The following is a 25,520-nucleotide window of genomic DNA, read 5'->3' as shown; positions in this document are numbered from 1 at the left end:
ATAGCCGGCCGGTCAGGGGCTGCATGGATGCTTCGCAAACGTCTCTTTTGGCATTTTTTTTGCCGGGCAAAAGCGCTGGTTTTTTGACATCATTTTCACATATGCATGTTCAATGCCACGCGGCATGATCGCCACACCACCAGAAATCGTCAATCGAACGGAATCCTTAAAAATTGCTCGCGTTACACGATCGGGATAAGCTATAAAGACAAAAAGATCCGCATCATGCATTTGCGGCGCCCGAAGTGAGGAGCACAAATGAAAGACGTGACGAACAGGGGGGTTGCGGCTTTAAACGAGCCATTGAAACTCATGCATGTCTTTCATACTGTATGAATGCGCGTGCGAATCGACATGCGGTCATGGTAGGTTGTCGGCGCTGCCGTGCTGATCGTAAGCGTCATCCATAGCGGGGCAACCATAGGTCGAAATCCGTTAAGCCTTTCAATTGCAACCGGAATGACTGGAGAACAACAATGCTTTTCTTTAATGATGGTTTCACATTCCCGAATTTTCTGGCCGACGTTTTCTCCATCTTCATCTTTATCCTGTGGTTCTGGCTGTTGATCACGGTGTCGAGCGACCTGTTCCGCCGCCATGACGTGTCCGGATGGGGCAAGGTTCTGTGGGTGATTTTTCTCATCATCCTGCCGTATATCGGCATCTTCGCGTATCTGCTCACGCAGCATCGCGGCATGGCGGAACGCGATCAGGCGCGGGTCAAGCAGGTGCGCGAAGATCTGCGCAATGTGGTGGGCTTCAGTGTCGCCGACGAAATCGAGAAGCTCGACAAGCTGAAAGCGTCCGGTTCAATTTCCGAGGAAGAGCACTCGCGTCTGCGCGCGAAGCTCGTGCAGTAAGCGTCGGTTACCTGACTGCAGCCATGGGCGAGCGGGCGCGCAGCCCGTGTCGCCTCGGCTTTTGCGCGGTGAGGGATCGTGCGATCGAACGTAACGGGGGAACCCTTGCTTACCCGCCTCGCCCGCGTTCGGAACGCTGCCGCGCGAACCGCGCGCGCGCCGCTGGCATTGCGCCGCGCCGCGCTCACGTGCGCGACGGCGTTGATGCTCGCGGCTTGCGCGCAACCGTGGCAGCAATTCCAGGCGGGTCAGGATCAAGCGGCGATCGTCGCCCGCATGGGTCCGCCGCGCGAAGTCTATGACCTGCCGGGGGGCGGCCGCCGACTGATGTGGCCGACCCAGCCGATGGGCTCGACCACCGTCGCCGCCGATATCGACGCTTCAGGCAAGATCGTGAACGTGCGTCAGGTCTTGCAGTTGAGTGAATTCAATCGCGCGGAAATCGGCAAATGGACGCGCGACGATGTGCTGGTCAATTTCGGCCGCCCCGTGCAAACGCAGTTCTTCCGGCTCTCGCAACGCGAAGTCTGGTCATACCGTTATATCGAAAGCAACATCCACCACATGTTGTTCAATTTCGCGTTCGACACCAACGGCGTGTTGCGCGAGACGCAGCGCACGCCCGATCCGCTGCGAGATCGCGATTTGCGACGATTCTGAACTGTGAGCTATAGCAGCGACTCAATTGGCATAATCGACAGCATCCATACACCGAGCCGTGCGTACCACGTCGTATTCGGTTCGGTGTCGTGGCGGGTTTCGACGTCGCCGTTGGTTTCGATCCAGTACAGCTTGCCGTTTTTGTCGAGATGCACCGCGTACGCGACGCTCGGCAGCAGCGCGAGAAACTTGCGATCGACCCGCGTCGCGAGCTCGGTGCTGTCGATGACGAGTCCAAGCTCGGTATTCAGGTGCGCGGAGCGCGGATCGAAGTTGAACGAACCGACGAAGACCCGCTGGGAGTCCACGACGAAAGTCTTCGCATGCAAGCTCGACCCGGAACTGCCGAACGGCCCCGGCGACTGTTCTTTCTTGTAGGTGGCGCCCGCCACGCGCCGCAATTCATACAGGTGCACGCCGTTTTGCAGCAACTCGACGCGCCGCCTCATATAGCCCGAGTGCACGGCGACTACATCGGTCGCTTCGAGCGCGTTCGTCAACACCCGCACGTCGACGCCCTGGGCGGCGAGCCCGCTCAGATACCGCGTGCCCGTGTTTGCCGGCACGAAGTACGGGGAGACGAGGTCGAGCGACTTCGTCGGCTGGCCCATCACTTCGCGGAGCTGGTGGGAAATCAGCGCTTCCGGCGGCGCGTTGTTCAGGCCTTTCGCGGGGTCGTCGCTGATCATCTTCGTTTTGGCCCAGTCGAGCGGCAGCTTGTCGTCGAGCAGGTTCTGCACGACGCGCGGGCCGCGCAGCGCTTGCTTGTACTCAGCGGCGGCAGGATCCTGCTCGATCGCCTGCGCATTACGCTCCAGCGTGGCCAGCTCATCGACGCTCTCGTGCGGCAGGATCTTCCCGACCGGATACGCCGACGCGCTTGCCCAGTAGCGGTCGAAATCGCGCGAGACGTCGGTCGCGGCCGGTCCGACCGCGAGTACGTCGAGGTCGGCGAAGACGACGCCGTCGGTGGCATCGAAGTACTCGTCGCCGATGTTGCGGCCGCCGAGGATCGTCGCGGTGGCGTCGGCGGTCAGGGACTTGTTGTGCATGCGTCGATTGGCGCGCGAAAAGTCGGTCACGAAGCCGAGGATTTTCGGGCTGCGCACGACGAACGGGTTGAACAGGCGCACCTCGATGTTCGGATGCGCGTCGAGCGCCGCCAGTGTCGGGTCGAGCGCGGAGGCGATGCCGAGATCGTCGAGCAGCAGGCGCACCCGCACGCCCCGGTCCGCCGCTTCGTGGATCTGTTCGAGCAGCAGCGTGCCGGTCAGATCGTCGCGCCAGATGTAGTACTGGATGTCGAGCGTGCGTTGCGCGGAACGGATCAGGTCCATGCGCGCGGCAAACGCGACATGCGCATCCGCCAGCGGATAAATGCCCGCCAGCCCCGCGTGCGCGGCCAGCTCGGGCGCGACCGCGCGACCGAGATCCGTGGTGGCCGCCACCGCGGGCGACAACGCATGCGACGCCTGGCGACCCTCGAGCGACGGTAACGGCGCGCAGCCGGCCAGCAGGCTTGCGCACAGCAGCGCGCACAGCGCGCCTCTCCATCGGCGGTGCGGGAACGACGGGTGGTGTATCTGCGCTTGCATGGAGTCCAGGTCTTCGTTTGGGTCGCGCGAGCCGGCCGGTTCCAGAATCGGAACATCGCGTGGCGTTGCTCGACAAAGCTTCGCTCGACCGGCTGTCCTGACGGTGTCGCGCGCATGCTTGCACGCAACTTGCATTGGTTGAGAAGAATACTGTGAGCGCATGCCCATCGGTGCGCCGCCCGACGCTCTTGTTGCGCAAAGCGCTTTGTCCGATGATACGAGCAGGCTGCGCGAATTCGAATGGGGGCCAACCCGGCTGCGCATCGACCGCATGGTTTCCATGCAATCGAGCGTGATCCGCTCCGTGTCAGCGTAAAGGGTCATAAAAGGTCCGGTTCACGGCGCCTTCGAGCGTTTCGCCCACTATGGAGTCGAGCAACGTGAAGATCTCCCGCTTGCTGCTTGCTAGCGTGCTGCTTTTCGTGGTGGGCACCGCGCTGCAGATGATATGGCCGCTCGCGCAGCCGGCCTCGTATCACCACTTCGCCGATCAACGCTCGCTGGGGCCGCTGCACCATGCGGCGGACGTGCTGTCGAACGTCGTCATTCTGATCGCCGGTGTGCTCTGTCTGCGTTGGGTCCGGCGCCATGCGTCCGACCAGCCGGCGCAATTTCCCGGCATGGTCGTCGTCGCGCTCGGGCTGCTCTTCACCGCGTTCGGCTCGGCTTACTACCACATGGCGCCGAACGATGCGACGCTCGTCTGGGACCGCCTGCCGATGACCATCGTGTTCGCCGGCATCCTCGCCATGCTATGGACGTCGTGGGGCGGACAGCGCGTCGGCTGGGCGCAGATGCTGATCATGGTGGTCGTGTCGCCCGCCACCGTCGGCTACTGGCTCGTGTTCAACAGCCTGTGGCCTTACGCGATTCTTCAGTTCGGCGGGCTCATGCTGATCGTCGGCCTGACGCTCACGCGCAAGGTGGACGGCGTGATCGCGTGGACGCTCGTGATCGTCTTCTACGGGGTCGCGAAGATTTTCGAAAGCCTCGATTGGCAGATCTGGGAGCTGACGCATCACGTGATCGCCGGCCATGCGTTGAAGCACGTGGCGAGCGGTCTCGCCGGCGCGGCGATGATTCTGGTCGCGAACGCGGCGCCGCGCTCCGTCGCGGGCATCGTGCCGCGTGGGCCGGGCGGTATCGGGCATTCGGGTACGTCGCGTTGAAGCCGCGCCATGGCGAAGTGACGCGGCCTCCGGCCGACGTCACTGCGGTTCGTACCACGAATCCGTCGCCAACGTGCTTACCGGCGGCGTACCGATTTGCAGCGTGATGTCGCGCAACGACGTCAGCTCGATACTGCGCAAGTCGCCCATATAGCGGCGCGAATCGCCCACGCGCGGCGCGGCTTTACTGCATGGATTCGGCCGTGCGCTGCCACCGCGTGACGCAGGTGCTCGCTTCGGATCACGTCAGGTGATTGAAACCGATTAGGGCAGCGTAGCAGATGGGTTTCACGAGCGAATCCGGCGCATCACAACGTTTCGCGACATTCTGCGGGCGCATTTCGAGGTGTCGGCCCGGAGTTTGCCGGCGGAGCGATCTGGCGCGCTTTTTATGTGAGCTGTCATCGTTCTGTGCGAAGATCAGTGCTGTCCATCGCGCGACCGGCTGGTAAGGGGATCGCACGGCGGGCGCGTGCCCGGCCATCGCCTTCGTCCTCGGGTGACCTTGGGGCGACTCTCTGGCGCACCTGTTTGCGGATTCATGGAGCACTGACCAATGACCGACAGATTGCAAGCGTCCGTATATGTAGTGGTGCTGCTGCTGATTGTGGGCTGGGTGCTGTATATCGGGCGCGCGGTTTTCGTGCCGATCGTGTTCGGCGCGATCGCGGTATACGTGGTGGTCGACTTCACGCGGCTGCTGCAACGCATTCCGGTGCTCGGCCCGCGGCTGCCGGTCCAGTTGCGCTACGGACTCTCGATGTTCCTGATCGGTGCCGCGATCTTCTTCGCGGTCGACATGCTCGTCGAGAACTACGACGCGCTCGTCGCGCTCGCGCCGCGCTACCAGGACTCGGTCCTGCTGATGATCCACAAGATTTCGACGCTGCTGCACCTCGAAAGCGAGCCGACGTGGGAATCGCTGCGGCGGAACATGCTCACACAGTTGAATATTCAGGCGATGGTGACCGGCATGCTGGCGTCGCTGTCGTCGGTGATCATCGACCTGTTCGTGATCGTGCTGTATGCGAGTTTTCTGCTGGTCGAGCGCCGGACGTTCGGCGACAAGCTGACGAACATGACCGCCAATTCGACCAACGCGGCGCGTATCCGGGGCGTGGTCACCGACATCAACCGGCGCATCGGCGCCTATCTCGCGCTGAAGACGTTCCTCGGCGTGCTGCTAGGCGGGATCTGCTGGCTCGCGATGCGCAGCGTCGGCCTCGAGTTCGCCGGGCTGTGGGCGATACTGACCGCGCTGCTGAACTACGTGCCCTATATCGGCTCGGTGCTCGCGATCGTGTTCCCGGTGCTGATGTCGGTGCTGCAGTTCGGCGACCTGAATTCGGTCCTGGTCGTGCTGGTGTCGCTGACCGCGATTCACTTCGTGATCGGCAATATTCTCGATCCGTATCTGACGGGCAACTCCCTGAACCTGAGCCCGTTCGCGATTCTCGCGAGCATGGCCGTGTGGTCGGCTTTGTGGGGCGTGCCGGGCGCCTTTCTCGCGGTGCCGATCACCGCCAGCATGACGATCATTTTCTCCGAGTTCGAAATGACGCGGCCGGTTGCGGTGCTGCTGTCGAAAAACGGCCGGCTCACTTACGGCAAGACCGAACAGACCGCGTGAAGCGCCCACCATGGCGGACATATGATCGACCCGGCGCGTGAAACACGTCTATCTCGACGCGTGCGGCTTGCCGCCGCCGCACGCTGTTGCCATCAGCGTTTAACGCTTGCTGCTTACTGCGAAGAACCCGACCACGTCTGGCCGGTCGTCGCCGGTGCTGATGTAGTTGTAGGCGAACACGACGTTCTTCAGGTAGCCGTCGAACGCGATCTTGCCGGCCGACGAAGTCGTGGTACTGCCGGTCGCCAGCGCCTGCGTGACCGCCTTCGACGCCGAACCCGGGTCGAACGCGTCGGTGTTCTTTGCGGTATCGTCCACAGCACCATTGCCATCTCTTTAAATAAATCGAAAAATTTTCGATCGGCCTTTGACGCGAGGTTCACGCAAAGCCGTGCAACAATGGCCTCGGGTTACGGTCAGGGCCAGGGGCCGCAGCTTGTGCGTCTTTCCATCAACACGAGGCCCGCCGCTCGATGACAAAGCCTGCCTCGACGCTCCTCATGGCCGCGATCGTTCTCGGCGCGGCGGCGGCCGGGCATCGGCTATCGGTTCTAACGCGAACATATGCCCGGCTCACACGACCCTGCAGTCCAGCCGACCCCCGTCTCGGGCGGCGCCGAAGCACTCGAAGACCCGGCTCTGCTGCGTCGCCTGCTGCGTGCGAAAGACCGCATCGATGTGGCCTCGCACGAAGCCTGGCCCGTGCGGCGCCTGGCTGAAGTCAGCGGCGTGTCGGAGGCGCACTTCGCGCGTTCGTTCAAGCGGGCCTTCGGCGTGCCGCCACACCGCTATCTGCTGACGCGGCGTATCGAGCAGGCCACCACACTGCTGCGCGATACCGACCTCGGCATCACCGACATCGCGTTCGCGACCGGCTGGGAAAGCCTCGGCACGTTCGGCCGCGTCTTTCGCGACATTACCGGCCTGAGCCCGAGCGAGATGCGCGTGCAGGCACGCGCCAATCCCGCTGAACTCGATCGCGTGCCCGCCTGCGTGCTGAAGGCCGCGCAACGCCCCGATCTGACGACCGCAGTTCTGGAAAAGCGCCGCCGCGTGGTCGGCGACACTGCCGAGCCTCCTACCAGCGAGACGTCGTGAATGAGGGTATCGGTGCATTGAGCCGGGTCGTCGATGGCGTCGACGCGTTGCGCCGCGCCGTGCGCGAAGAACTGCAGATGGGCGCCGACCAGATCAAGATCATGGCCTCCGGCGGCGTCGCGTCGCCGACCGATCCGATCGGCGCGCTCGGTTACCGGAGGACGAGATTCGCGCGGTCGTCGCCGAAGCCGGCGCGCCGGCGTGCCGAAGGCCGGGCTAACGCCCGAATCTGCCGATCGCAGTTTTGGAGAAGCGCCGCCGCGTGGCCAGCGATACAGTCGAACCCTCAACCAGCGAGGGAGGAGTGATGAATCAGGGTATCAATGTGGTCGGTTTGTACGTCGACGATCAGGATGCGGCGCTTTCGTTCTACGTCGACAAACTCGGCTTTCGCGTCCACACCGACGTGCGCAACGGTGCTTACCGCTGGCTCACGGTCCAGCACCCGGAACAGCCGACTTTCCAGTTGGGACTGTTCGCGCCGGGGCCGCCGGTCCACGATGAAGCGACCGCGCAAACGCTGCGCGCGATGGTCGCGAAGGGGGCGATGCCGCCATTGGTGCTGTCCGTTGCCGACTGTCGCGCGAGCTACGAGCAGTTGAAGGCGCGCGGCGTGGAATTCACGCAGGAGCCGGTGGATCGTTTCGGCAGCGTCGATGCGGGCTTTCGCGATCCGGCGGGCAATGGATGGAAGATGATCCAGGCGGCAACGGGCAAGTGAGCGTGAGCGATCCGCCGCGCGCGGGCGCGGCGCGCAGCCGCATACGGCGGGCGGTGCGTCGCACGATCGCGACGCACCGCCCGCCGTCATCCCGGATCACTGGACTACCGGACTCTCACTGCTGATGCTGCTGCAGATACTGCCGAACGTCGTTCAACGTCACGCGGCCCGAATGCGCGGTATCGATCTCGTCAAAATGCCTGGCGATATAGCCAAGCCCATTGCTTTGCGCCTGGGCCTTGGTGATCGACGAGCCGTTGCTGAGCACCGATTTCGCGCCCAGTCTGCTCTCCACGCGCTGCTGAGCCTGCTGCTGCAGCGTCGAGCCGGTGGTCGGCGCGACCGCGTTGGCACGGTTATGAGGAAAGAACGGACCGTCCACGCCGTGTTCGCCGTTGGGTAGCGTCACGGGCGCCACCGGCTGGGGCGGCAACGCATGCGCACTGCCGACGATCACACCGAGGACAATCAATGCCAGAGTACGTCGCAAGATATCGAGTGAAGACATGATCTTTCGCCATAAAAAGTAGTCAGAGGGTTTCGCGCGAAGCGAAACCACCACCGATCAGGGCGCGGCCGCGGCGAGTGCCTCGCTCGTCGGCGTAGCGGCTGACGCTTCGTCGGCCCACGGCTGAGGCAGCGTCGCGAGCGTCAGCGCGCCCGCTATCGGCGTGCCGCCATAGAAGGCCGCGAGATCCGCCTTCATCTGCGGGCGCGCCTCGTCATCCAGATAAATCATATGTCCGCCCTGGAAGAAGTTGACCTGCAGATTCGGGTTGAGACCCTGGACCGTCTTGAGCCGCGCGAGCTGCTTCTCGGTATTGAAGAACGGCGTGGCGAGATCGTGGAAGCCGTTTTCCGCCAGCACCTTCAGTTGCGGATTCAGCTTTAGCGCGCCGAGCAGATCGGGGATCGTGTCGGGCAGCGGCTGGCCGCCGTGCGAGAAATCCCACACCTCGATGATCGCGTCGTTCAGCGGCATGTACGCCGCGTTCGGCGCCGTGTAGCCGAGGTAATCCGGCATCTGTGTCGCCAACGCATTGGTGAATGGCAGCGAGATCAGGATGTCCGACGGGTCGCCGTCGCTCTGCAGACGCGAGTCCGAGTTGGGCAACGACACCCGACCATCGTAGCGGCCTATCGTCGAGCCTGGCACCAGCGTGAGGTTGAACGGATTGACGTTGAAGTAGCCCTGCATCGCCTGCAACGTGAGACCGGATTCGGCGTCCCAGAACTTCTCCAGCCACGTGGGCGGGAAGTTCGGCGGTCCCGCGTAGGTGGGCGCGCCGAGCTGGCTCAAGGTCCAGTACAGCGAATAATTCTTGAACAGGTTGTAGTTGGCGGTCACGAACGCCTCGCTGCGAAGCGCGTAGGTCGCCTGACTCACTGGCGCTGGCGATACCTGGTTGTAGTACGCCGCGACCTCGGCGTAGCCAGGCATGTAGCCGCTCAATGTATCGGTTTCGAGCGCGAGCTGGTCGGGCGAACCCGTGATTGCCACCGCCTCGATCGCATCCGCGAAGTAGTTCAGGATCGAAGACTGCAGCGTGATCCCCGTCAGTTGCACGCCGGCCGATTCGAGCGCGAGCGCGAGGATGTCGGTGCGAGGCGTGCCGTACGATTCGCCGTACAGATAGATCGGCGAGCTGCTGCGTGAATTGACCGTCAGGTAGCGGATGATGAAGTCGCGCATGATGTTCGCGTCGGCATCGGTGCTCCAGTAGGTCTGGTTCGTGTTCGGCAGGATCGCTTCGGAGAGGCCCGTGCCCGGCGGATCGATGAACACGAGATCGGTCGTGTCGATCAGGCTCTCGGTGTTGTTCACAAGCGGATAGTTCGGCCAGCTGGTGCCGTTCAGCAGCGGATCGGTGGTCGCGACGCGCGTCGGCGCGAACGATCCGAGACGCAGCCAGATCGACGAAGAACCCGGCCCGCCGTTATAGACGAACGTAACGGGGCGCGGTTTGCCATTCGTGCTCGGCGCCGTGTAGGCCACGTAGGACATCGTCGCTTCGGGTGCGCCGCTCGTCAGATCCATTGCGCTCAGGTGGCCGGTGGTCGTCGTGTAATTGACGGTGGTGCTGCCGGACGTCCATTGGTAATGCATGATCGCCGCTTTCTCCGCGACCAGCGACGCGGCTATCCCGGACGTCGCACTCGTCGAATAGGTGGTGAGATCGGTGTAGGGCTGATTGGCGGATGGCGTCTGCGGCGCCGACGCCGCTTGCGCCTGATTGGCGACCTGCGCCATGCCGCTCGGTACCGCCGACGCCGACGAACCTCCGTCGCTGCCGCCGCATCCGGCGAGCATAACGATTCCGAGTGTCAGCGCGCTTAGCGCGGCGAGCCGGCCATGACGACGGACGCGACCATCGTCGGTACTCCTTCTGTCTGGATTCATCTCGTTCCCTGGTGAGTGATACCGCTACACAAAGGCCGCTTTTCGCAATGCATTAATTCAAAATACTTGCATCAATATTTCCATTCGCTTTCTGAAATTACTAATTGAATGGATAAATGGATTCCCTGTCGATTTATCTCGACATTTCAAGAGAAATTTAAAATTGAATCTTTCCGTTGCTTACAGCAAGAGTGAAAATAGGATGCGAAATGCGGTCTTGTCAAGGATCAAGCGGCAATTATGCGATTCAGAATAAAGTCGGATTTTGTGGAGGAGTAGCGCTTTGAGATCGAGCGCTGGCGCGGTCGCCGCCGCATGGGGGCAGAAAAACGCTGGCGGATTTATCCGAATTGCATTGAATGGCGACGACGAACTGCGGATTTTCGTGGCTATGTCGTCGGAATTAATTGCATTTGATAAATATAACTGAATGGTAAATTTAACCGGTGAAAACGCGTCCTCAATAGAATTAAAAAAAATAGCAGGCTGGGGAATTTCCGTCCGGGCGGCGTCGATCGCTTCGGCGAGCGGGGCGGCGGTACGCCCGTCACGCTCGTGGCCGAATTCGGAACCACGTAACAATCACTGCCAGCAAGAACGCGACATAGGCGACTACGAACACCCAGCCCGGAAAGTCGTAATACAGCCAGGCGCTGACCCAGCGCTGTATGAAGCCTTGCGGACCGACCGTTCCCGTGCGCAGACGATCCTCCAGAACGGTTAACGGGCACGGCACATTGAGCACCGCAAGGGTCGCCACGATACCGATGGCGAGAACATGTACCGTCCGGAATGTGCGATTGCGCGCCCACGGGAGTCCCAAACCGTGGGCGATCCAGATGGCGAATAGTCCGCCGACGATAAACACCACGATCAGCGCGTGCAGCACGAGAACAATATTGGCGAGCCAGATCATTCTGCTTCCATTGGGACTAGCCGCACGACACTCGCTTGACGATGCCGCGGGGACTCACTGCCCATTGCCATACAGATCGAGCAGCATCAAGGTTACGCCATTGGTCCACCCGAAGCCGTCCTGCAGCGGATACTCGCCACCCCCGCCGCCGCCTTCGCCCGCGCCTTCCACGACGTATTTCTCGACGAGCTTGTGCTGCGTGTTGTAGACGTTCTCGACGTCCGCGAGAAAGCGCGTGCCGATCGGCTGCGCGAGGTCGGCGCGTCCGTAGCGCTTGAGGCCCTGAATCGCGATCCAGTGCAACGGCGCCCAGCCGTTCGGCGCGTCCCATTGCTGCGTGGTGTTATAGGTCGACGTCGTGAGGCCGCCCTGCTTGAGCAGCACATTCTGCAGGGTCTGGGCGGTCTTCCACGCGCGATCGGGCCACGCCACGCCGGCCATCAGCGGATACAGCATCGCCGGTGTCTGGTTGTCGCGCGACTTGCCGAGTTGCCAGTCATAGTCGCCGTAGTAGCCGTTGCTATTCCACAGATAGCGGTTGATGCCTTGCGCGCGCCGCGCCGCGTAGCCGATGAACTGCGCGACGCAACGGAAGTCGCGTGTCTCCGAGCAGCCGCGCGCGATCGTCGTCTCCAGATGGAACAACAGGCTGTTCAGATCGACCGGGATGATCGATGTCGTGCGCACCGTTGCGAGCGTCTGGTTGTCGCCGAACCAGCGTGAGCTGAAATCCCAGCCGCTTTCGGCGGTCGCGCGCAGATCGCGGTAGACCTGGTTGGCCGGCCGGCCGCTCGCCTGCGCGGTCTGCACGTCCTCGAGGTACGACTCGTCGCGCGGCGTGTCCAGATCGTCCCAGTAGCGGTTCAGCACGGTGCCATCGTTGAGCACGACCACATTGTGCGTAGCGCCGCCGGGCGGCGTGCTGGACGAGCCTTGCATCCAGTACGCGTACTCCTTGCGCAGCACAGGCAGGTACTTCTGATAAACCTTGTTGCCTTCCTTTTGCGCCGCGAGCTCCACCATATACGAGTAGAACGGCGGCTGCGAGCGGCTCAGATAGTACGTGCGATTGCCGTTCGGTATGTGGCCGAACGTGTCGATCATGTACGCGAAGTTGTCGAGCATATCGTCGACGAGATCTTCACGTCCGGACTCCTGCAGCCCCAGCATCGTGAAATAGGTATCCCAGTAGTAGCCTTCGCGAAAGCGGCCGCCCGGCACGACGTATGGTTTGGGCAGCGGGATCAGCGAGCTGTAGTCGGGCGCGCTCGTCGTCGTGCGCGTGAGGCCGTCCCAGAGCCAGTCGATGTGCTCGCGCAGACTCTGGTTCGGCGGCGGCGTGATGCTCTGATCGGGCGGCGGCGTGAAGTACTGGCTGACGAATTTCTGCAGCGAAAAGCCGGGCTGGTTCTTCTGCGTTTCGTATAGCTGGACGATCGCGGCGGGATTGCCATTCGGCGTCGCGTCGACGAACGTCTTCTGGTCGGCGAAGATCTGCGCGGTTTGCACGGCGACGAACAGATCGCCGTACAGAATGTCGGGCGCCGGCGGCAGCGTAGCGCCCACCTGGATATCGGCCAGACAGCTCGCGGATGCGAAGACGAGCGAGGCGATGCAGGCGACGCCGAGCGTGATCGGCGAACGCCGCGGCACGAAGTACTTACTTGAGCTGGGGAAGAGATGGGCGGTTGATGCGTTGCGGCTGCGAGACAGTGATTGAATGCTCATGATGCCTCCAAGGTTGTGGGCATTTCACTGGTCTCATCGCGTGCCATTCGAGGTCGTCTCCCGGCGACATGCGAGTCCGACACGAGGTGGCCGGATCAATGGCTCCGAAAGCATCGCACGCTTTCGAAGCATCAGGCAACTGCGGCGCAGCAGAGCGTGCATGCATTCAGCACGAAGAATGAAACGTGATGAACGAGGGAGAAGGTGCGCGTAATGGCGTATCCGCGCTTGCTTCGTGATTCGAAGCAATGGAAGCGTTGATCGCGAGCGATTGCGCGGCAGAAACCGCTCAGCGAGCAAGCGGCGTACCCGCGTCGACCATTCGGCAGCTCGGCGCGGGTACGCGAGAACAACGAGAAAATTACTGCGCGATAGGCTGAGTCACGTCCGTGCCGAACCAGTGCATCGAGATCTTCTTGAGCGTGCCGTCCTGCTTCATTTGGGTCAGCGCGTCGTCGAGTGCTTTCGCGAACTTCGGATTGTCCTTGCGGAACGGGATGCCCATTTCCTGCTCGGCGCCTTTTAGCACCGCGCCCGTACGCAACGGCAACTGCGAGTTCTTGATGATGTACGGCAGCATCAGCCGGTCGTCGATCGTCGCATCGATACGCCTGGCGGCGAGATCGCGCAGTTTCTCGGGTGCACCCGGATAAGTTTGCACGTTGATGCCAGGTACCGCGCGGGCCATCTGGTCGTAGTTGGTGCCGAGCGTCACGCCGATCTTCTTGTCGCCCTTGAATTCGTCGAGCGATTTGAACTCACGCTTGTCGTCCGCCCGTTGGATCAGCTGCGCGGCCGAGTACGTGTACGGCTGGCTGAAATCAAGAACCTGTTTGCGTTGCGGGGTAATGGTGACCTGATTGATGATCACGTCGAATTTGCCGCTCTGCAGCGCCGCGATAATGCCGCTCCACTCGGTCGGAATGAATACCGGCTTTACGCCGAGTTTCGCCGCCACGGCTTTCGCGACATCGACGTCGAAGCCTTCGAGCTCGCCGTCCTTGTTGCGCGAGTCGAAGGGCGGATAGGTGCCTTCGAGACCGATCTTCAGGACTCCGGCCTGTTTTACCGAGTCGAGCAGATCTTCGGCATGAGCCGCGACCGCGGTAAAGCTGAGAGCCGAGAGCGCCAACGCGTTTATAAGCAGCTTCGAAAGTTTCATTGAGTGTCTCCTCTGTACTTGAGTATCAGGCTGCGCAACGCAACGATTTCACCATCGCGTCGGCAACCCGGCAGTGTCGCTTCGTGGAACAAGCCGGGTTGCGCGCGTCATCCTAGCACTCCAGAAGTCGCCTGTTTTATCTTTGTTCGGAAGCGGGCGCGCGCGGATGAAACTCCGGCTTCGAAAAATCGCAGCGGCGCGATCTCGTGGTGGATAGACTGAATGCGATCGATGGGCTCTATTGTCCTCGTCCGACCGGCGCCTTCTATGTCTATCCGTCAGGCGCGGGAGTGATCGGGCGGCGTACGCCCGACGGACGCGTGATCGCCAACGACAGCGATTTCGTCATGTACCTGCTCGAAAGCCAGGACGTCGGCGTGATCCAGGGCGCGCCACCCCTACGCTCTCACCACAGTCACCCCAGCCGCTTCGATCGGCTTCGTCAATTCCGCGCGGGTCTTCTTCTCGACCACGATGGTCTGCGCGAGTTTGATCTCGCCGATCACGAACCGCGATGCGGCGTTCAGTTTCGACGATGACGCGAGCACGACCGTTTCCGCCGCCCGCGCGGCGAGCGCGCGCTTGATCGCGGCTTCCTCGAAGTCACCGGTGCTCAGCCCAGCGCTGGGATGCACGCCGGTCACCCCCATGAAGTACAGGTCGGCATGGATGCGCGAAATGCCTTCCATCGCCGCGGCGCCGACGGCCACGATCGAATGTTTGTAAAGCCGGCCGCCAATCAGGATCACCTCGACACAAGGATGCGCGGCAAGCGCCGTGGCGACGCTCGGACTATGCGTGACGATGGTCGCGTGCAAATCGGACGGCAGCGCCTGGACCAATAGCGCCGACGTGGTGCCGCCGTCGACGATCACGGTTTGCCCCGGCGCGATCAGTTCGACCGCTCGCCGAGCGATGCGCCGCTTGGCGAGCGTCTCGATGTCCTGACGCTGCTCGAATGACGCGAGCGCCGCCGACGCGGGCAACGCGCCGCCGTGGACCCGCTGCAAGCGCCCCTGCGCGGCCAGTTCGCGTAGATCGCGGCGGATCGTGTCTTCCGACACGCCAAACGCCGCGCTCAGCTCGCCTGCCAGGACCTGCCCGTTGCGCGCGAGTTCGTCGAGGATCGCTTTCTTGCGTTGGGTCGTCAACATTGCATTGCACGAAATATCTTGAAAGTGCACGAAGTTGCACGATACCATGAATCATTGTCCATGGTCGACAGGAGGCGCCATGACCGCAACGAAAGACCGGGTTCGCATCGTCGGAACGACCTTGCTATCCGACGACTGGTACACGCTGAAGAAGGTGACGTTCGACTTTCTGCGTCGCGATGGCACATGGCAGCGGCAGAACCGCGAGACCTACGATCGCGGCAACGGCGCGACGATCCTGCTGCACAGTCCGCGCACCGGCAACGTGATACTCACGCGACAATTCCGCATGCCCGCGTTCGTGAACGGTCACGACGGCATGATGATCGAAGCGCCGGGCGGGTTGCTCGACAACGCTTCGCCGGAAGAACGCATCCGGCTCGAAGTCGAGGAGGAAACGGGGTATCGCGTGGGTCAGGTCCACAAGATTTTCGAGGCCTACATGAGCCCGGGATCCGTAACCGAAAAGCTCTACTTTTATGTCGGCGAGTACGACGCGTCGATGCGGGTCAACGACGGCGGTGGCGTCGAGGATGAAGGGGAAGATCTCGAGGTGATCGAAATGCCGTTGCACGCCGCGTTGCGAGCGGTCGACGCAGGGGAAATCGTCGACGGCAAGACAATCATGCTGTTGCAGTACGTCGCCTTGCGTGGGTTTGCGTCAGCGCGCGCAGCCTAGTTGCGTCGCGAGTTCGTGCAGATCGTCGACGATGAAGTCCCACGCCTCGTCCGCCTTCAGATCGCTAGTCTGTTGAGGGCCATGCTCGGTGGGCCGCACGACGAACGCGGTGCGCAAGCCGACGCGCCGGGCAGCGGCGAGATCGTTGTTATGTGCGGCCACGAGGCATAATTCGCGTGGCGCAATGCCGAGAATTTCCGCCGTTTCGCTATAGACCAGCGGCGAGGGTTTATAAGCGCGGACGACTTCGGCACCGAGAATGGCATCCCAAGGCAGACCGGCACGCTTTGCGATGTCCACCATCAGGCGAATGTTGCCGTTGGATAGCGGTGCGATGATGAAGCGCGCCTTCAGGCGCCGCAATGCGTCGACGGCATCGGGCCAGGGGTCCAGCCGATGCCAGGCCAGGTTCAACTCATCGATCTCCGGTTCGGGAACGTTGGCGATGCCGAAACGCGCCAGCACTTTGACGAGGTTTTCCCGGTGCAGCACGTCGAGACGCACATACGCTCTGCGTCCGCTACGCACTTCTTCCATCGCGGGCGAATACTCGCGTCGCCATGCGTCCGCGAAGTCGGATGCGTCGAGATTCGGCGCGTGCCACTGCAGAAACGGTTGCGCTTCGCGCGCGACGCCGCTTCGCCAGTCAACCACGGTTCCGAAGACATCGAACACGAAAGCTTTGATGGCGGTTTGATGTGTCGAGTCGATGCCCATGACCTTCCTTTGTGGCTCTGACGGGAACCACCCATCTTAGATGCGTGTTAGGAACTTCGCGCCAGACCTGGTATCCTGGCGGCATGAAAAAACGCAGGCCCTACCCAACGGATGTATTGGATGAAGAGTGGTATTTCGCTGCTCCGTATCTGACCTTGATGAGCAAAGACGCCCCGCAGCGCCGCTACGAATTGCGCGAGATTGAATCTCTGCGGCTGCCTCTCCCCGCCTTCTGACGATCATTCGAGGGTCGGCGACTTCGTGATTCGGACCGCGGGCGCCGGTACGAGATATCGCCCCCCCGGCACGGCGGCGGCGATATGCAACGCACCGGTTTCGATACGGTCCAGCAAGCCGCGCAGTTTCAGGGCACGCTTTTCGACGCCATGCCAAGACATCATTGCAAAGAGAAGTGTGAGGGCGAGGGAAATCGGAAAATGAACGTACCAGGTGAGGGCGGCCGGGGCAAGCATCGCGGCCACAGTTTGCTGTATCGGGAAACCGTAAAGAAAGATGCCGTATGAGTAGTCACCGCTTGCGACAAAGCGGTGGCGTCTTGGTTGCGTGAGTCCGAGAAAGACGGTCAGATAGGTGGCGGGCAGCGCCGCGAAGTAATCCGCGCCGCGAACGGATAGGCAAATCACTGCGACGAGGCCAGATAGCACACAGAGCCATGAACTCCAGACGATCCGGTTGCGGAACTGGTACGCGCAAACGCCATAGAAGAAACAGAGAACGAGCATCGGTCCGTGTACGGTTATACCAGCCGAACCGGAACGGTGCGCAAGCGCAACGAGTAAGACGTTCGCACCAATCGATGCGGCGAGTAAAAGATGCGGTCGTTGTGCCATGCCGGCATACGACGCAATAGTCAATGCGACGTAACAGGCTAGTTCGAACGGTAACGTCCACAATTGCTGATTGATTGCATCCGGCCAAGGATTGTTGGCGAACATACCTGGCAGCGCGAAATGGACGTCTCCGAGAATGTTCAGGAAGTACGCCCGGAACTCGGGATCAGTGAAATATTGATGAAGTGGAAGCGTGGTAAAGAACGGCCCGATCAGCAATGCGGCGATCAGCGTGTCGACCGCCAATGCGGGTAGCAGCCGCAGTACCCGCAGCCCGCAGAAGGAAACGATCGTGCGGCAACGTTCGAAGCTGCCAGCAACCAGGAAACCGCTCAGAGCGAAGAACATTGGCAAAATTAGCGCGAGCGGTGCTCGTGCAGGCCCGGACCATACTGCTTGAGTGAACTTGTGACCATAACAGACGTTAATGGTGTGGCTCGCGACCACGAGGACGGCGAGCACGAGACGCATGTAGTCGAAACCCGATGGCCTGTTTTTCGCATCGGCAAGCCGCGATCCGAGTGTCGTTGCGAGTGGGGACATCACTCCGTACTCCGTGGGGATGGGTCTTGTACAGCGGTGGCGGGTAGCCTGACGGTGAATGGCATCAGCAGATAATCAACCAGACCGTCAGGTTCATCAGTGTAGTCAAGACCGACATCGGGCCATTCGCCTTTCTTCGGGAAGTGTGCGGTCCCAAACAATACGTCCCATACGGTCACGACTGCAGCGAAATTTCGGTTGTAATGGCGCAACTCGACTGAATGATGAATTCGATGAAATCGATTGTCTGGGAACAGATAGGAAATCGGGCCAAAGCTGATGCGTGTATCGGCGTGCTCGAAGGTGCCCTGAATGAGTATCACCATGCCAATCAACGACCATAGGAAAGGAGGATGGAAGTCGATCAGTAGTGCCATTGGAAGCGTGACAACCAGGGGACGGAGCAACTCCTCCGATACATGCATATTGCAGTTCCACACATTCATCTCGCGAATCGAATGGTGGACCTGGTGGAACCGCCACAAGAAACCGAACGTATGCTGCGCGCGATGGAACCAGTAGTACAGCAAATCACCAATCAGTAACGCCCCAGCGATAGCAAGTGCGATGCCGGTGGCGCGCCAGACTGGCCGCGGCGAATCCAATACGCCGTCAAGCGCTATCGAGAAAAGCGGTCGGATATGCAGTGCGACGATCACAGAATGATAAATTTCGAAGAAAAGCCCACCTATAAACAAATAACAAATGTGAAACAGAATGCCGCGTGCGCGTGATGCAAACGACACCTTGCCATACGGCAGCATTATCTCGACGGCGACGCAGAGAATAGAGGCAACAGCTACGCGCTCTCCCGCACGCAAGGTATGAGCAACATAAGTCAACACATCGAACGTTTGCATCTTTTTCCCCGATTCGAGATGTGGAGGTCTTCGAATGCTGTGCTGCACAACGCTGCTATGAGGATAGTGGGACACGGGTGCTCTCGGGGGCGCATCACACCGTCAGTTTCGGCCATCATTCAGCGGGTATCGCCTATATGTAATACGAATTATGTTTTATGGCCGTACGTAAACGGCGGTTTCAAGGTCGAAGCGCAACGGCGGGTTTAATGTTTAGAGCCTTGAGGTTGAGCTGCTGAAGCAAGTGTTGGGGCAAAGACCTCGAATGGCGAATGGAAGGCGCGTTTGATCGTTTCGTGACGGTCTACGCGTCGAAATATCGAAGGCAACGGAAACGTTGAAGAAGGACCGGGAAAGCCTGCTGGCGTTTTACGACTTCCCGGCTGAGCACTGGCAGCATTTGCGGACCACGAATGCGATTGAGTCGACGTTCGCGACGGTGCGACACCGTACGACGCGCACGCGCAACTGTGTGTCGCGACCCACCTTCCTTGGTCTGGCATTCAAGCTGATCGAGGAAGCCGAGAAAGCCTGGCGCCGCGTCAAGGGCCCGAAAAGATCAAGCTGTTGCTGGAAGGCATTGCCTTCAGGGATGGCGAACCGGTGAAAGACGATCAACCGGTTCAGCAGAAACTCGCCGCCTGAAGTCCCTGCTCATCAAGTTGCCTATACACCATGCATGGACGCCCCCGGCTTGCCAAGTTCTCGTTTGCAACGGATTGAGGTAACGATTGCAGCCACGCATCCGGACTTCAATGGCCGGCGTAGGCCGGCGGTCCCTGATGCGTTGCAATCATCGATCATCTAAAAAAGGACGGGGACGCTATGGCGACCGGGGACGCTTCGACCGCAACGCAGTCCGTATGGGGCGATATACCTGTTAAACGAGTGTCAACCGTTTACGGGTTTTGCCTGGTCTCATGCGTGTCGATTCCCGCAACGCGGGCGCGTCGTGACAGTATGTCCAACCCCTCCAGTGAAAGGCACACTCATCATGGCTACCGGAACCGTCAAATTCCACCGTGTTTTGCGCACGACGCCCGAGCGTATCTATCGCGCGTTCCTCGAACCCGCCGCGATGGCGAGATGGCTACCGCCGTATGGCTTCACCTGCGACGTGCATCAGATGGATGCGCGCGTCGGCGGCACCTACAGGATGTCGTTTCATAACTTCGGCTCGGGCAAGGGGCACTCGTTCGGCGGCGAGTACATCGAACTGGTGCCGTTCGAAAAGATCCGCTATTCGGACCACTTCGACGACCCGAATCTGCCCGGTCAGATGCACACGACCGTTTCGTTGCGGCAGGTGTCGTGCGGGACCGAACTGAACATCGTGCAGGAAGGCATCCCCGAGATGATTCCGGTCGAGATGTGTTACCTCGGCTGGCAGGAGTCGCTCGCGCAACTGGCGAAGCTGGTCGAGCCGGAGATTGCGGACTGACATTCAATAACAGCCGCTTGCTCCCTTTCACTCAACCATGCGCGCGATGCGCTGACCTTTACGGCGTCGCGCGCTGAATCTCCGCACCGGGACTCGAGCTCGATACCCATCGAGCCGCTAAAAGATAAAACCGGTATTCACGAACTTCGAGTGATGATTCGTGACCATCGTATCGAGCAGCGTCTTGTTCAGGTCGGTCTCCTTGGCCGCGACCATGGAGCGAATCGAGAACGCGCGCAACGCATCGGTGACCGATAGCGTACCTTCCGCAGAATCCTTGCGGCCGGCAAACGGAAAGACGTCTGGGCCTCGCTGGCACTGGCTGTTGAGATTGACGCGGCACACCTGATTGACGAGCGGGTCGACCAGCGAGCCAATTTGGGCAGCGTCGGTGCCGAAAATGCTGACCTGCTGACCGTGGTCCGAAGTGATGACATACTCGAGTGGTGTATCGATGTCATCGAACGGCACGACTGGGATGATCGGTCCGAACTGCTCCTCACGATAGAGCATCATCCCTTCCTTCACGGGGTACACCACGGCCGGATAGAAAAGAGTTTTGCAGAACACGCCACCCCCTTCGTTCACGACCGCCGCGCCTTTCGCTTTCGCATCGTCAATTGCCTGAGTCATGTAGGCCGTGCGATGCATGCCCGGCAGCGGTGTAATGGACACACCCTGTTCCCACGGCATGCCGACCTTGAGATTTTTGAGCGCTGCGTTAAAGCGCTGAAGAAACGTATCGGCGATCGAGCGGTGCACCATCAATATCTTGAGCGCTGTGCACCGTTGACCATTGAACGACAACGTACCGAGCAGACATTCCTTCACGGCGAGGTCTATGTCGGCGTCAGCCAACACAATCGCGGCGTTTTTGGCGTCAAGGCCGAGAACGGCGCGTAGCCGATGCGACTTTGGGTGCTGTTTTTTCAGGTGGTCTGCAACCTTGCTTGAGCCGATGAGGGCAAGCACGTCGATCTTTCCTGAGGCGAGCATGTGTGGCACCACCACCGCACCCGGTGCATAAATCGTGTTGACGACGCCTTTCGGGAAAGCAGAGCGGAAAGCCTCGAGCAGTGGAAAGAACAGCAGCGTGCCATATTGGGGCGGCTTGAACACGACGGTGTTGCCCATCAGCAATGCGGGAATGAGCGTCGCGAACGTTTCGTTCAGCGGATAGTTGTAAGGCCCCATGCACAGTACGACGCCCAGCGGGGTGCGGCGAATCTGGCCGATGGTGCCCTCGGCGATGACAAAGCGCGAGTTGCTATTGTCTAGCTCCTTGAGCGCCGAGATAGTGTCTTGCATATAGCTGATGGTGCGGTCGAACTCCTTCTGCGAATCGGCAAGGCTCTTGCCGATTTCCCACATGATCAGATTCACAATCTCATGGCGACTGGCGGCCATGAGACGAATGAAGTCTTGCATGCAGCCGATGCGCTGCGCGACTGTCATCGTTGGCCACTCACCGCGGCCGTGATCGTAGGCTCGCACGGCCGCGTTCAGCGCGGCATCGCTCTCGACCTCGCCCATGACCGGATAACTGCCAATTACGACCTGTTCAGCGTCGCCGGAGGCTTGTCGCACGCAGACTGGGGACTGCACGCTCTTGCAGGCGCCATCCCATGCCTTCAGTTCTCCATCGACGAGCGAGACGCGCTGATGAATCGGCTCCGCGAGGCGGACGGAATCGGGAATATCGTCGGTGACTGGAAACAACTGCCGGAGGTTCTCGAAGTCAATATTTGCCACGTTTCGCTCCTATGTTCGTGCAGTACCGGCGAATGCCGCCATTCCCGTCCCGCATGCTGTTAGGAGTATGGTGGCAGCAAGTACGGCTGCACTGCCGCGCAGCGCTTGCTTGGGAGCGAAGTCCGCAAAACATCGCATCATGGCTATCTCCGGTTGACGCAGTTTCTGGACGCAAAGACCGTGCCGACGGAGGGGCTGTCAGGCAAGCGTGCCGCTAACGGGCTGCGTAGGCGTTGAATGCTCGCGTGACAGTGGCGACGTGGACTCGATGGTGGGATTCACCCTACACTTTGACCGGGCAGCGACGGTCGGAAACCAACATTTCGCTGCGGAGAATTGCGCCCGCATGTTCCTGAACATTGCCCGGCAAGCGTTCAGGGATTGTCCTGTGCCGCTCGCTTGACCAACCGTATGTGCGAGGCAGCGAGGAACCCGGCGATAGTTCACTTGTTGCGAAGTCCACGTGACACTTCTGCGGCCTGCGCACCGATATACTGTTTCCTCCTACCGAACAGCTGTACTAACATCGAGTAACGGTTCGAGCATTGACGACCGGGCGGGCGGGGAGGCGAGTGTGTTTTCCCCTTGGAGAGCCAGGATGAAAGAAAACTCATCTCGTGAAATCGTCGAACTGCTGACAAAAGTGGTCGGACGCAGCGCCACGCATGTACCTAGGGGGCAGAGCCGCCGCAGTGCCTCAAAAGCGATTGACCGGCTTGAAGAGATCAAACGGAACGCCGCGTTTGCTCGCCAATACGAATCAGCACCGGAACCGCTACGCGAATTGGTGATGAGGCGGGCCGTAGAAGTCCACGACCTGGCGATCGCACGAGATTACGCGAGCGCCCTCAATGCGCTCAGTGCGATTGTCGATTTCCTCTATCAACATCTTGTAGACGACTCCGGCTCAGCAACGCCTGCGAGCAAACTGGCAAGCATCGATTTGAATGCGGTTCACCGGGCTCTTCAATTCGGAGGTCTTCCGGGACAGTCGCAGCAGGACCCAGATGACGACAACCCGCCGCCAGTGCGTCGCTGAACTTGCCAAGGGATAATCTCCGATGCTCTCGGGCCTATCGAAACTGCTGGACAAAGCATTTATCCTCGGCTTCTTTTTGCCGGCCCTGCTTGGCTTTACAGGCTTTCTCGCGGCAAACGCCGATATCCCGGCATTTTGCGATTTGCTACTCAAAGCGACCTCGGACAGCGACAAGGTTGGAAGCCTGTTCTCTTTCCTCATCATCGTATGGGTCCTATCGCTGATCCTGTTGGTATTGAACAACTGGTTTTATCAGGTCCTCGAAGGATACAAATGGCCATTCAATCGCGAGGCCTGGAAGCGCGATGAGCGAAATCGCCGCAATCGTCAGCTGGACCTCATAGAACGCCTCCGTACGGAACTCGCTACAGAGAACAGTACAATCGAGCGGCTTAAAGCCTCAAAGGAATCGTTGGAATACAGAAAGGCTGAATCGAACCGAGCCACCGTAAGGGCGAGGCTGTACCGCAACCAGGAGCGGAACGCCCGTGATTTCCCCCGGCATGAAAATCTCGTTCTTCCTACGGCCTTTGGGAACACGTTGCGTGCATTCGAGGGTTACTCGAGCGAAGTCTATAAGGTTGACAGCATATTCGTATGGCCGCGTCTTCTTGCAGTCATCCCAAAGGACTATCAGGCAATCATTGCGGATGCGAGAGCGCCAGTCGACTTTCTGGTCGGACTCGTCGTCCTGGGTACCTTTACGTCCATCTTTACCTTGGTGCGAGCGATTGACATCTGGCTTGCCGACGGACTGGCCGGTAATTACCTGTTGGCGGATCTTTTTCAGAACGCTGCGATTGCGGCCGCCATTGCGGCAATTGCGTATCGGCTTGCGATTCTAGAGGCAAGAAGCTGGGGCGACGTTGTCAAATCAGCGTTTGACCTTTATCTGCCGGCACTCGCTGAGAAATTAGGTTTTGTTCTCCCGACGTCCCAGGCCGCACAGCGGGAGTTCTGGGCGGCATGGAGCACGCAGTTCCGCTTCCATGCACCGGCAAATACCGCGTGGTGGACACGTATCAAGCCGGTGACGCCAGCAGCAACGACGAAGGCGGATTGGGAGGCGACAGACTCGGCAGGCGAAAGCGACGAGGTGCGCGGAGGTTGACTGTCGAATTCGCGATTCGTGTCGAGCAGCGCTTTTGCTTCCGGACTGACAGCGACAGCGACCAGAGGCAATTGCGCTGCGTCTTATCCGGCCTGGAGTTACGTGCATCATGACGCCACAGTTCGATACCGATTTACGGACCAGACTGGTCAGGGTATATGGCCACGTGCAGGGTGTAGGTTACCGGCAGGCTTGCATCAACGAGGCCACGGCTCGAGGCATCACGGGTTGGGTGCGCAATCGGATGGACGGTTCGGTCGAGGCTGTGTTGCAAGGACACGCAGAAGAACTCGAGCGAATCTGCGATTGGCTGGTTGACGGTGCCCATGCAGCTCTGGTGGACCGTCTGGAAGTCCAGGAACTATCGCCACCAGTAGCCAGGTTCGATGAATTCAAGCTCGCCGCGACGGTCTAGTTGAGTTGAGTCAACCCGCTCGCCCTAAGGCTTGAGTGCGGAAGCCAGAACGCAGCTCATCGGAAGCCTGAGGTCCCCCGTATCGCTGCGATACGCCTGCGCCTCGTGTGCGACGGCCCGTTCAATAGAAGCTAGCGCGGCCGGCGTCTGCGCGTGTAGCAACGCGGAAACCCGCACGCCACCACGCAGGAGTGCATGAAAAGGTGTAGTGGGAGCACGAAGCACGAGCGTGAGGTCCAACTCCCGCACCTCCGGTTGGACGAACCCGGCATCGAGCAACAGGCGCTTCGATTCCTCCCAATCGCTGAATCGGAAGAAGGGTGGTCCCGGCGGGACGGGTACGTCGGTCGTCCCGTGTTCCTCGATCGCCTTCAACACCATGCCGAAGCCAACCGCCTTGTTCGGTGTCGCCCATACCGTGAAGGCGATTCTGCCGTTAGGTTGCAGTACACGAAACGCCTCCGCGAGTGCGCGCTCGGGGTGCGCAAAGTGCAACATTCCGAAGCTGATCCCCACTGCCGAGAAGCTTGCGTCGGGAAATGGCAAATCCTCCGCGTCGCCGACGCGAAACTCAAGTGCCGGAAAGACGCGTCTCGCCTTGTCGACCATCGCGACCGAAAAATCCACGCCGGCGACATCCGCGCCGCTGCGCGCGGCGGCCGCCGCGAGGTAGCCCGGGCCGCAGGCGACGTCGAGAAAACGGGCTCCCCGCCGAATGCAGAGGGTCTCGAGCATGGCCTGGTTCGACTGGGCGGTCAAATCGCCAAAATACTCATGATAGGCCTGCGCGACCCGCTCCCAACCTTCGTGCTCGAAGGTACTGAAGTCGAGTTGTCCCATGCTTACCCCCACCGGTTTTACACGTTGGCAACCTTTAGCGCATGCCTATGTTCCTCGTAATCCGTATGTCTGGCTATCGGGGAAACAATCAGGCGGCGACAGAGACAGCGAACAAATGTGTGGTGCGACGCACAACCAACGTCGTCTAAAGCCGCCAGACTTTCGCGCGCGTCGGCGC

Annotated in this window: 27 protein-coding genes and 3 pseudogenes; 14 read left to right on the top strand and 16 right to left on the bottom strand. The window is 60.5% G+C overall.

All coding sequences use genetic code 11. The features are described 5' to 3' along the window. Positions 1-12 precede the first annotated feature (12 nt). A complete protein-coding gene (locus tag OKW39_RS29450) occupies positions 13-231 on the bottom strand; it encodes a hypothetical protein (protein ID WP_143037291.1) in 219 nt (72 codons plus the stop codon). Positions 232-476: 245 nt separating this feature from the next. On the opposite strand from OKW39_RS29450, the gene OKW39_RS29445 reads away from it, so the two are divergent. Next, complete coding sequence (locus OKW39_RS29445; RefSeq protein WP_090810728.1) at positions 477-860, top strand: SHOCT domain-containing protein; 384 nt, start codon at positions 477-479, stop codon at positions 858-860. Between the two features lie 105 nt (positions 861-965). Further along, a complete protein-coding gene (locus tag OKW39_RS29440; protein ID WP_090810730.1) occupies positions 966-1,520 on the top strand; it encodes a hypothetical protein in 555 nt (184 codons plus the stop codon). Positions 1,521-1,528: 8 nt separating this feature from the next. On the opposite strand, the gene OKW39_RS29435 is transcribed toward OKW39_RS29440, so the two are convergent. Further along, the gene (locus OKW39_RS29435; protein ID WP_429564229.1) at positions 1,529-3,115 is read right to left on the bottom strand and encodes a phospholipase D family protein; all 1,587 of its coding nucleotides are present in this window, start codon (positions 3,113-3,115) and stop codon (positions 1,529-1,531) included. 380 nt (positions 3,116-3,495) lie between these two features. On the opposite strand from OKW39_RS29435, the gene OKW39_RS29430 reads away from it, so the two are divergent. Beyond that, positions 3,496-4,284, top strand: a complete 789-nt coding sequence (locus OKW39_RS29430; RefSeq protein WP_090811839.1) for a hypothetical protein — start codon at positions 3,496-3,498, stop codon at positions 4,282-4,284. Positions 4,285-4,323: 39 nt separating this feature from the next. On the opposite strand, the gene OKW39_RS29425 is transcribed toward OKW39_RS29430, so the two are convergent. Beyond that, positions 4,324-4,455: a hypothetical protein gene (locus OKW39_RS29425; RefSeq protein WP_279613266.1), complete on the bottom strand. Its 132-nt coding sequence runs from the start codon at positions 4,453-4,455 to the stop codon at positions 4,324-4,326. A gap of 385 nt (positions 4,456-4,840) precedes the next feature. Here OKW39_RS29425 and OKW39_RS29420 point away from each other — a divergent pair, with 385 nt between their 5' ends. After that, a complete protein-coding gene (locus OKW39_RS29420; protein ID WP_429564228.1) occupies positions 4,841-5,914 on the top strand; it encodes an AI-2E family transporter in 1,074 nt (357 codons plus the stop codon). A 99-nt stretch (positions 5,915-6,013) separates the two neighbouring features. Here the strand turns inward: OKW39_RS29420 and OKW39_RS29415 are convergent, their stop codons facing one another. Next, positions 6,014-6,232, bottom strand: a complete 219-nt coding sequence (locus OKW39_RS29415) for a hypothetical protein (RefSeq protein WP_429564293.1) — start codon at positions 6,230-6,232, stop codon at positions 6,014-6,016. Between the two features lie 246 nt (positions 6,233-6,478). On the opposite strand from OKW39_RS29415, the gene OKW39_RS29410 reads away from it, so the two are divergent. The 3 genes and pseudogenes from OKW39_RS29410 to OKW39_RS29400 all read left to right on the top strand — a co-directional run bounded on the left by OKW39_RS29410 (position 6,479) and on the right by OKW39_RS29400 (position 7,733). Next, the gene (locus tag OKW39_RS29410; protein ID WP_429564227.1) at positions 6,479-7,012 is read left to right on the top strand and encodes a helix-turn-helix transcriptional regulator; all 534 of its coding nucleotides are present in this window, start codon (positions 6,479-6,481) and stop codon (positions 7,010-7,012) included. An 8-nt stretch (positions 7,013-7,020) separates the two neighbouring features. Next, positions 7,021-7,208: pseudogene (locus OKW39_RS29405) on the top strand (amidohydrolase family protein); the annotation flags it as partial. A 111-nt stretch (positions 7,209-7,319) separates the two neighbouring features. Next, positions 7,320-7,733: a VOC family protein gene (locus OKW39_RS29400; RefSeq protein ID WP_090810736.1), complete on the top strand. Its 414-nt coding sequence runs from the start codon at positions 7,320-7,322 to the stop codon at positions 7,731-7,733. A gap of 115 nt (positions 7,734-7,848) precedes the next feature. On the opposite strand, the gene OKW39_RS29395 is transcribed toward OKW39_RS29400, so the two are convergent. The 7 genes from OKW39_RS29395 to OKW39_RS29365 form a co-directional block, all read right to left on the bottom strand. Continuing rightward, positions 7,849-8,241, bottom strand: a complete 393-nt coding sequence (locus tag OKW39_RS29395) for a 2-oxoglutarate dehydrogenase (protein WP_429332628.1) — start codon at positions 8,239-8,241, stop codon at positions 7,849-7,851. Positions 8,242-8,298: 57 nt separating this feature from the next. After that, entirely contained in the window at positions 8,299-10,134 is a 1,836-nt protein-coding gene (locus OKW39_RS29390; protein WP_429360210.1) for a S10 family serine carboxypeptidase-like protein, read from the bottom strand. 180 nt (positions 10,135-10,314) lie between these two features. Further along, positions 10,315-10,716 carry a hypothetical protein gene (locus tag OKW39_RS29385; RefSeq protein WP_429564226.1) on the bottom strand — a complete coding sequence of 134 codons (402 nt, stop codon included), beginning with the start codon at positions 10,714-10,716 and terminating at the stop codon, positions 10,315-10,317. Continuing rightward, positions 10,682-11,050: a DUF2784 domain-containing protein gene (locus OKW39_RS29380; RefSeq protein ID WP_090810742.1), complete on the bottom strand. Its 369-nt coding sequence runs from the start codon at positions 11,048-11,050 to the stop codon at positions 10,682-10,684. Before OKW39_RS29380 ends, OKW39_RS29385 begins: the two co-directional genes overlap by 35 nt. Before the next feature lie 54 nt (positions 11,051-11,104). Next, a complete protein-coding gene (treA, locus tag OKW39_RS29375; protein ID WP_429564225.1) occupies positions 11,105-12,778 on the bottom strand; it encodes an alpha,alpha-trehalase TreA in 1,674 nt (557 codons plus the stop codon). A 361-nt stretch (positions 12,779-13,139) separates the two neighbouring features. Next, on the bottom strand, positions 13,140-13,940 hold the full coding sequence (locus tag OKW39_RS29370; RefSeq protein WP_018422645.1) for a transporter substrate-binding domain-containing protein: 801 nt from the start codon (positions 13,938-13,940) through the stop codon (positions 13,140-13,142). Between the two features lie 398 nt (positions 13,941-14,338). After that, positions 14,339-15,094, bottom strand: coding sequence for a DeoR/GlpR family DNA-binding transcription regulator (locus tag OKW39_RS29365; RefSeq protein ID WP_184045063.1), 756 nt, complete (start codon positions 15,092-15,094; stop codon positions 14,339-14,341). A gap of 79 nt (positions 15,095-15,173) precedes the next feature. On the opposite strand from OKW39_RS29365, the gene OKW39_RS29360 reads away from it, so the two are divergent. Then, the gene (locus tag OKW39_RS29360; protein WP_429360207.1) at positions 15,174-15,773 is read left to right on the top strand and encodes an NUDIX domain-containing protein; all 600 of its coding nucleotides are present in this window, start codon (positions 15,174-15,176) and stop codon (positions 15,771-15,773) included. On the opposite strand, the gene OKW39_RS29355 is transcribed toward OKW39_RS29360, so the two are convergent. Then, the gene (locus OKW39_RS29355) at positions 15,756-16,490 is read right to left on the bottom strand and encodes a haloacid dehalogenase type II (RefSeq protein WP_429564224.1); all 735 of its coding nucleotides are present in this window, start codon (positions 16,488-16,490) and stop codon (positions 15,756-15,758) included. The two genes, OKW39_RS29360 and OKW39_RS29355, sit on opposite strands and share 18 nt — an antisense overlap. An 83-nt stretch (positions 16,491-16,573) precedes the next feature. Here OKW39_RS29355 and OKW39_RS29350 point away from each other — a divergent pair. Beyond that, positions 16,574-16,693: pseudogene (locus OKW39_RS29350) on the top strand (IS5/IS1182 family transposase); the annotation flags it as partial. 36 nt (positions 16,694-16,729) lie between these two features. Here OKW39_RS29350 and OKW39_RS29345 read toward each other — a convergent pair. Beyond that, the gene (locus tag OKW39_RS29345; protein WP_429564223.1) at positions 16,730-17,884 is read right to left on the bottom strand and encodes an acyltransferase family protein; all 1,155 of its coding nucleotides are present in this window, start codon (positions 17,882-17,884) and stop codon (positions 16,730-16,732) included. Further along, positions 17,884-18,744: a sterol desaturase family protein gene (locus OKW39_RS29340; RefSeq protein ID WP_429360202.1), complete on the bottom strand. Its 861-nt coding sequence runs from the start codon at positions 18,742-18,744 to the stop codon at positions 17,884-17,886. Before OKW39_RS29340 ends, OKW39_RS29345 begins: the two co-directional genes overlap by 1 nt. A gap of 281 nt (positions 18,745-19,025) precedes the next feature. Here OKW39_RS29340 and OKW39_RS29335 point away from each other — a divergent pair. Further along, positions 19,026-19,389 (top strand): annotated as a pseudogene (locus OKW39_RS29335) (transposase); the annotation flags it as partial. 349 nt (positions 19,390-19,738) lie between these two features. Further along, positions 19,739-20,185, top strand: a complete 447-nt coding sequence (locus tag OKW39_RS29330) for an SRPBCC family protein (protein WP_429564222.1) — start codon at positions 19,739-19,741, stop codon at positions 20,183-20,185. A gap of 117 nt (positions 20,186-20,302) precedes the next feature. On the opposite strand, the gene OKW39_RS29325 is transcribed toward OKW39_RS29330, so the two are convergent. Further along, on the bottom strand, positions 20,303-21,937 hold the full coding sequence (locus tag OKW39_RS29325; RefSeq protein ID WP_429564221.1) for an NADP-dependent glyceraldehyde-3-phosphate dehydrogenase: 1,635 nt from the start codon (positions 21,935-21,937) through the stop codon (positions 20,303-20,305). A 598-nt stretch (positions 21,938-22,535) separates the two neighbouring features. Here OKW39_RS29325 and OKW39_RS29320 point away from each other — a divergent pair. The 3 genes from OKW39_RS29320 to OKW39_RS29310 all read left to right on the top strand — a co-directional run bounded on the left by OKW39_RS29320 (position 22,536) and on the right by OKW39_RS29310 (position 24,502). Beyond that, a complete protein-coding gene (locus tag OKW39_RS29320) occupies positions 22,536-22,976 on the top strand; it encodes a hypothetical protein (RefSeq protein ID WP_429564220.1) in 441 nt (146 codons plus the stop codon). A gap of 22 nt (positions 22,977-22,998) precedes the next feature. Then, positions 22,999-24,087, top strand: coding sequence for a hypothetical protein (locus tag OKW39_RS29315; protein WP_090810766.1), 1,089 nt, complete (start codon positions 22,999-23,001; stop codon positions 24,085-24,087). Positions 24,088-24,196: 109 nt separating this feature from the next. Next, the gene (locus OKW39_RS29310) at positions 24,197-24,502 is read left to right on the top strand and encodes an acylphosphatase (protein ID WP_090810768.1); all 306 of its coding nucleotides are present in this window, start codon (positions 24,197-24,199) and stop codon (positions 24,500-24,502) included. A 24-nt stretch (positions 24,503-24,526) separates the two neighbouring features. Here the strand turns inward: OKW39_RS29310 and OKW39_RS29305 are convergent, their stop codons facing one another. Further along, positions 24,527-25,342 carry a class I SAM-dependent methyltransferase gene (locus OKW39_RS29305; protein ID WP_429332636.1) on the bottom strand — a complete coding sequence of 272 codons (816 nt, stop codon included), beginning with the start codon at positions 25,340-25,342 and terminating at the stop codon, positions 24,527-24,529. Positions 25,343-25,520: the final 178 nt, after the last annotated feature.

This window comes from Paraburkholderia sp. MM6662-R1 (assembly GCF_050436245.1).
GTDB classification, from domain to species: domain Bacteria; phylum Pseudomonadota; class Gammaproteobacteria; order Burkholderiales; family Burkholderiaceae; genus Paraburkholderia; species Paraburkholderia tuberum.
The sequence above is the reverse complement of the archived record's forward strand: the minus strand, read 5'-3'. Positions and strand labels throughout refer to the sequence as shown.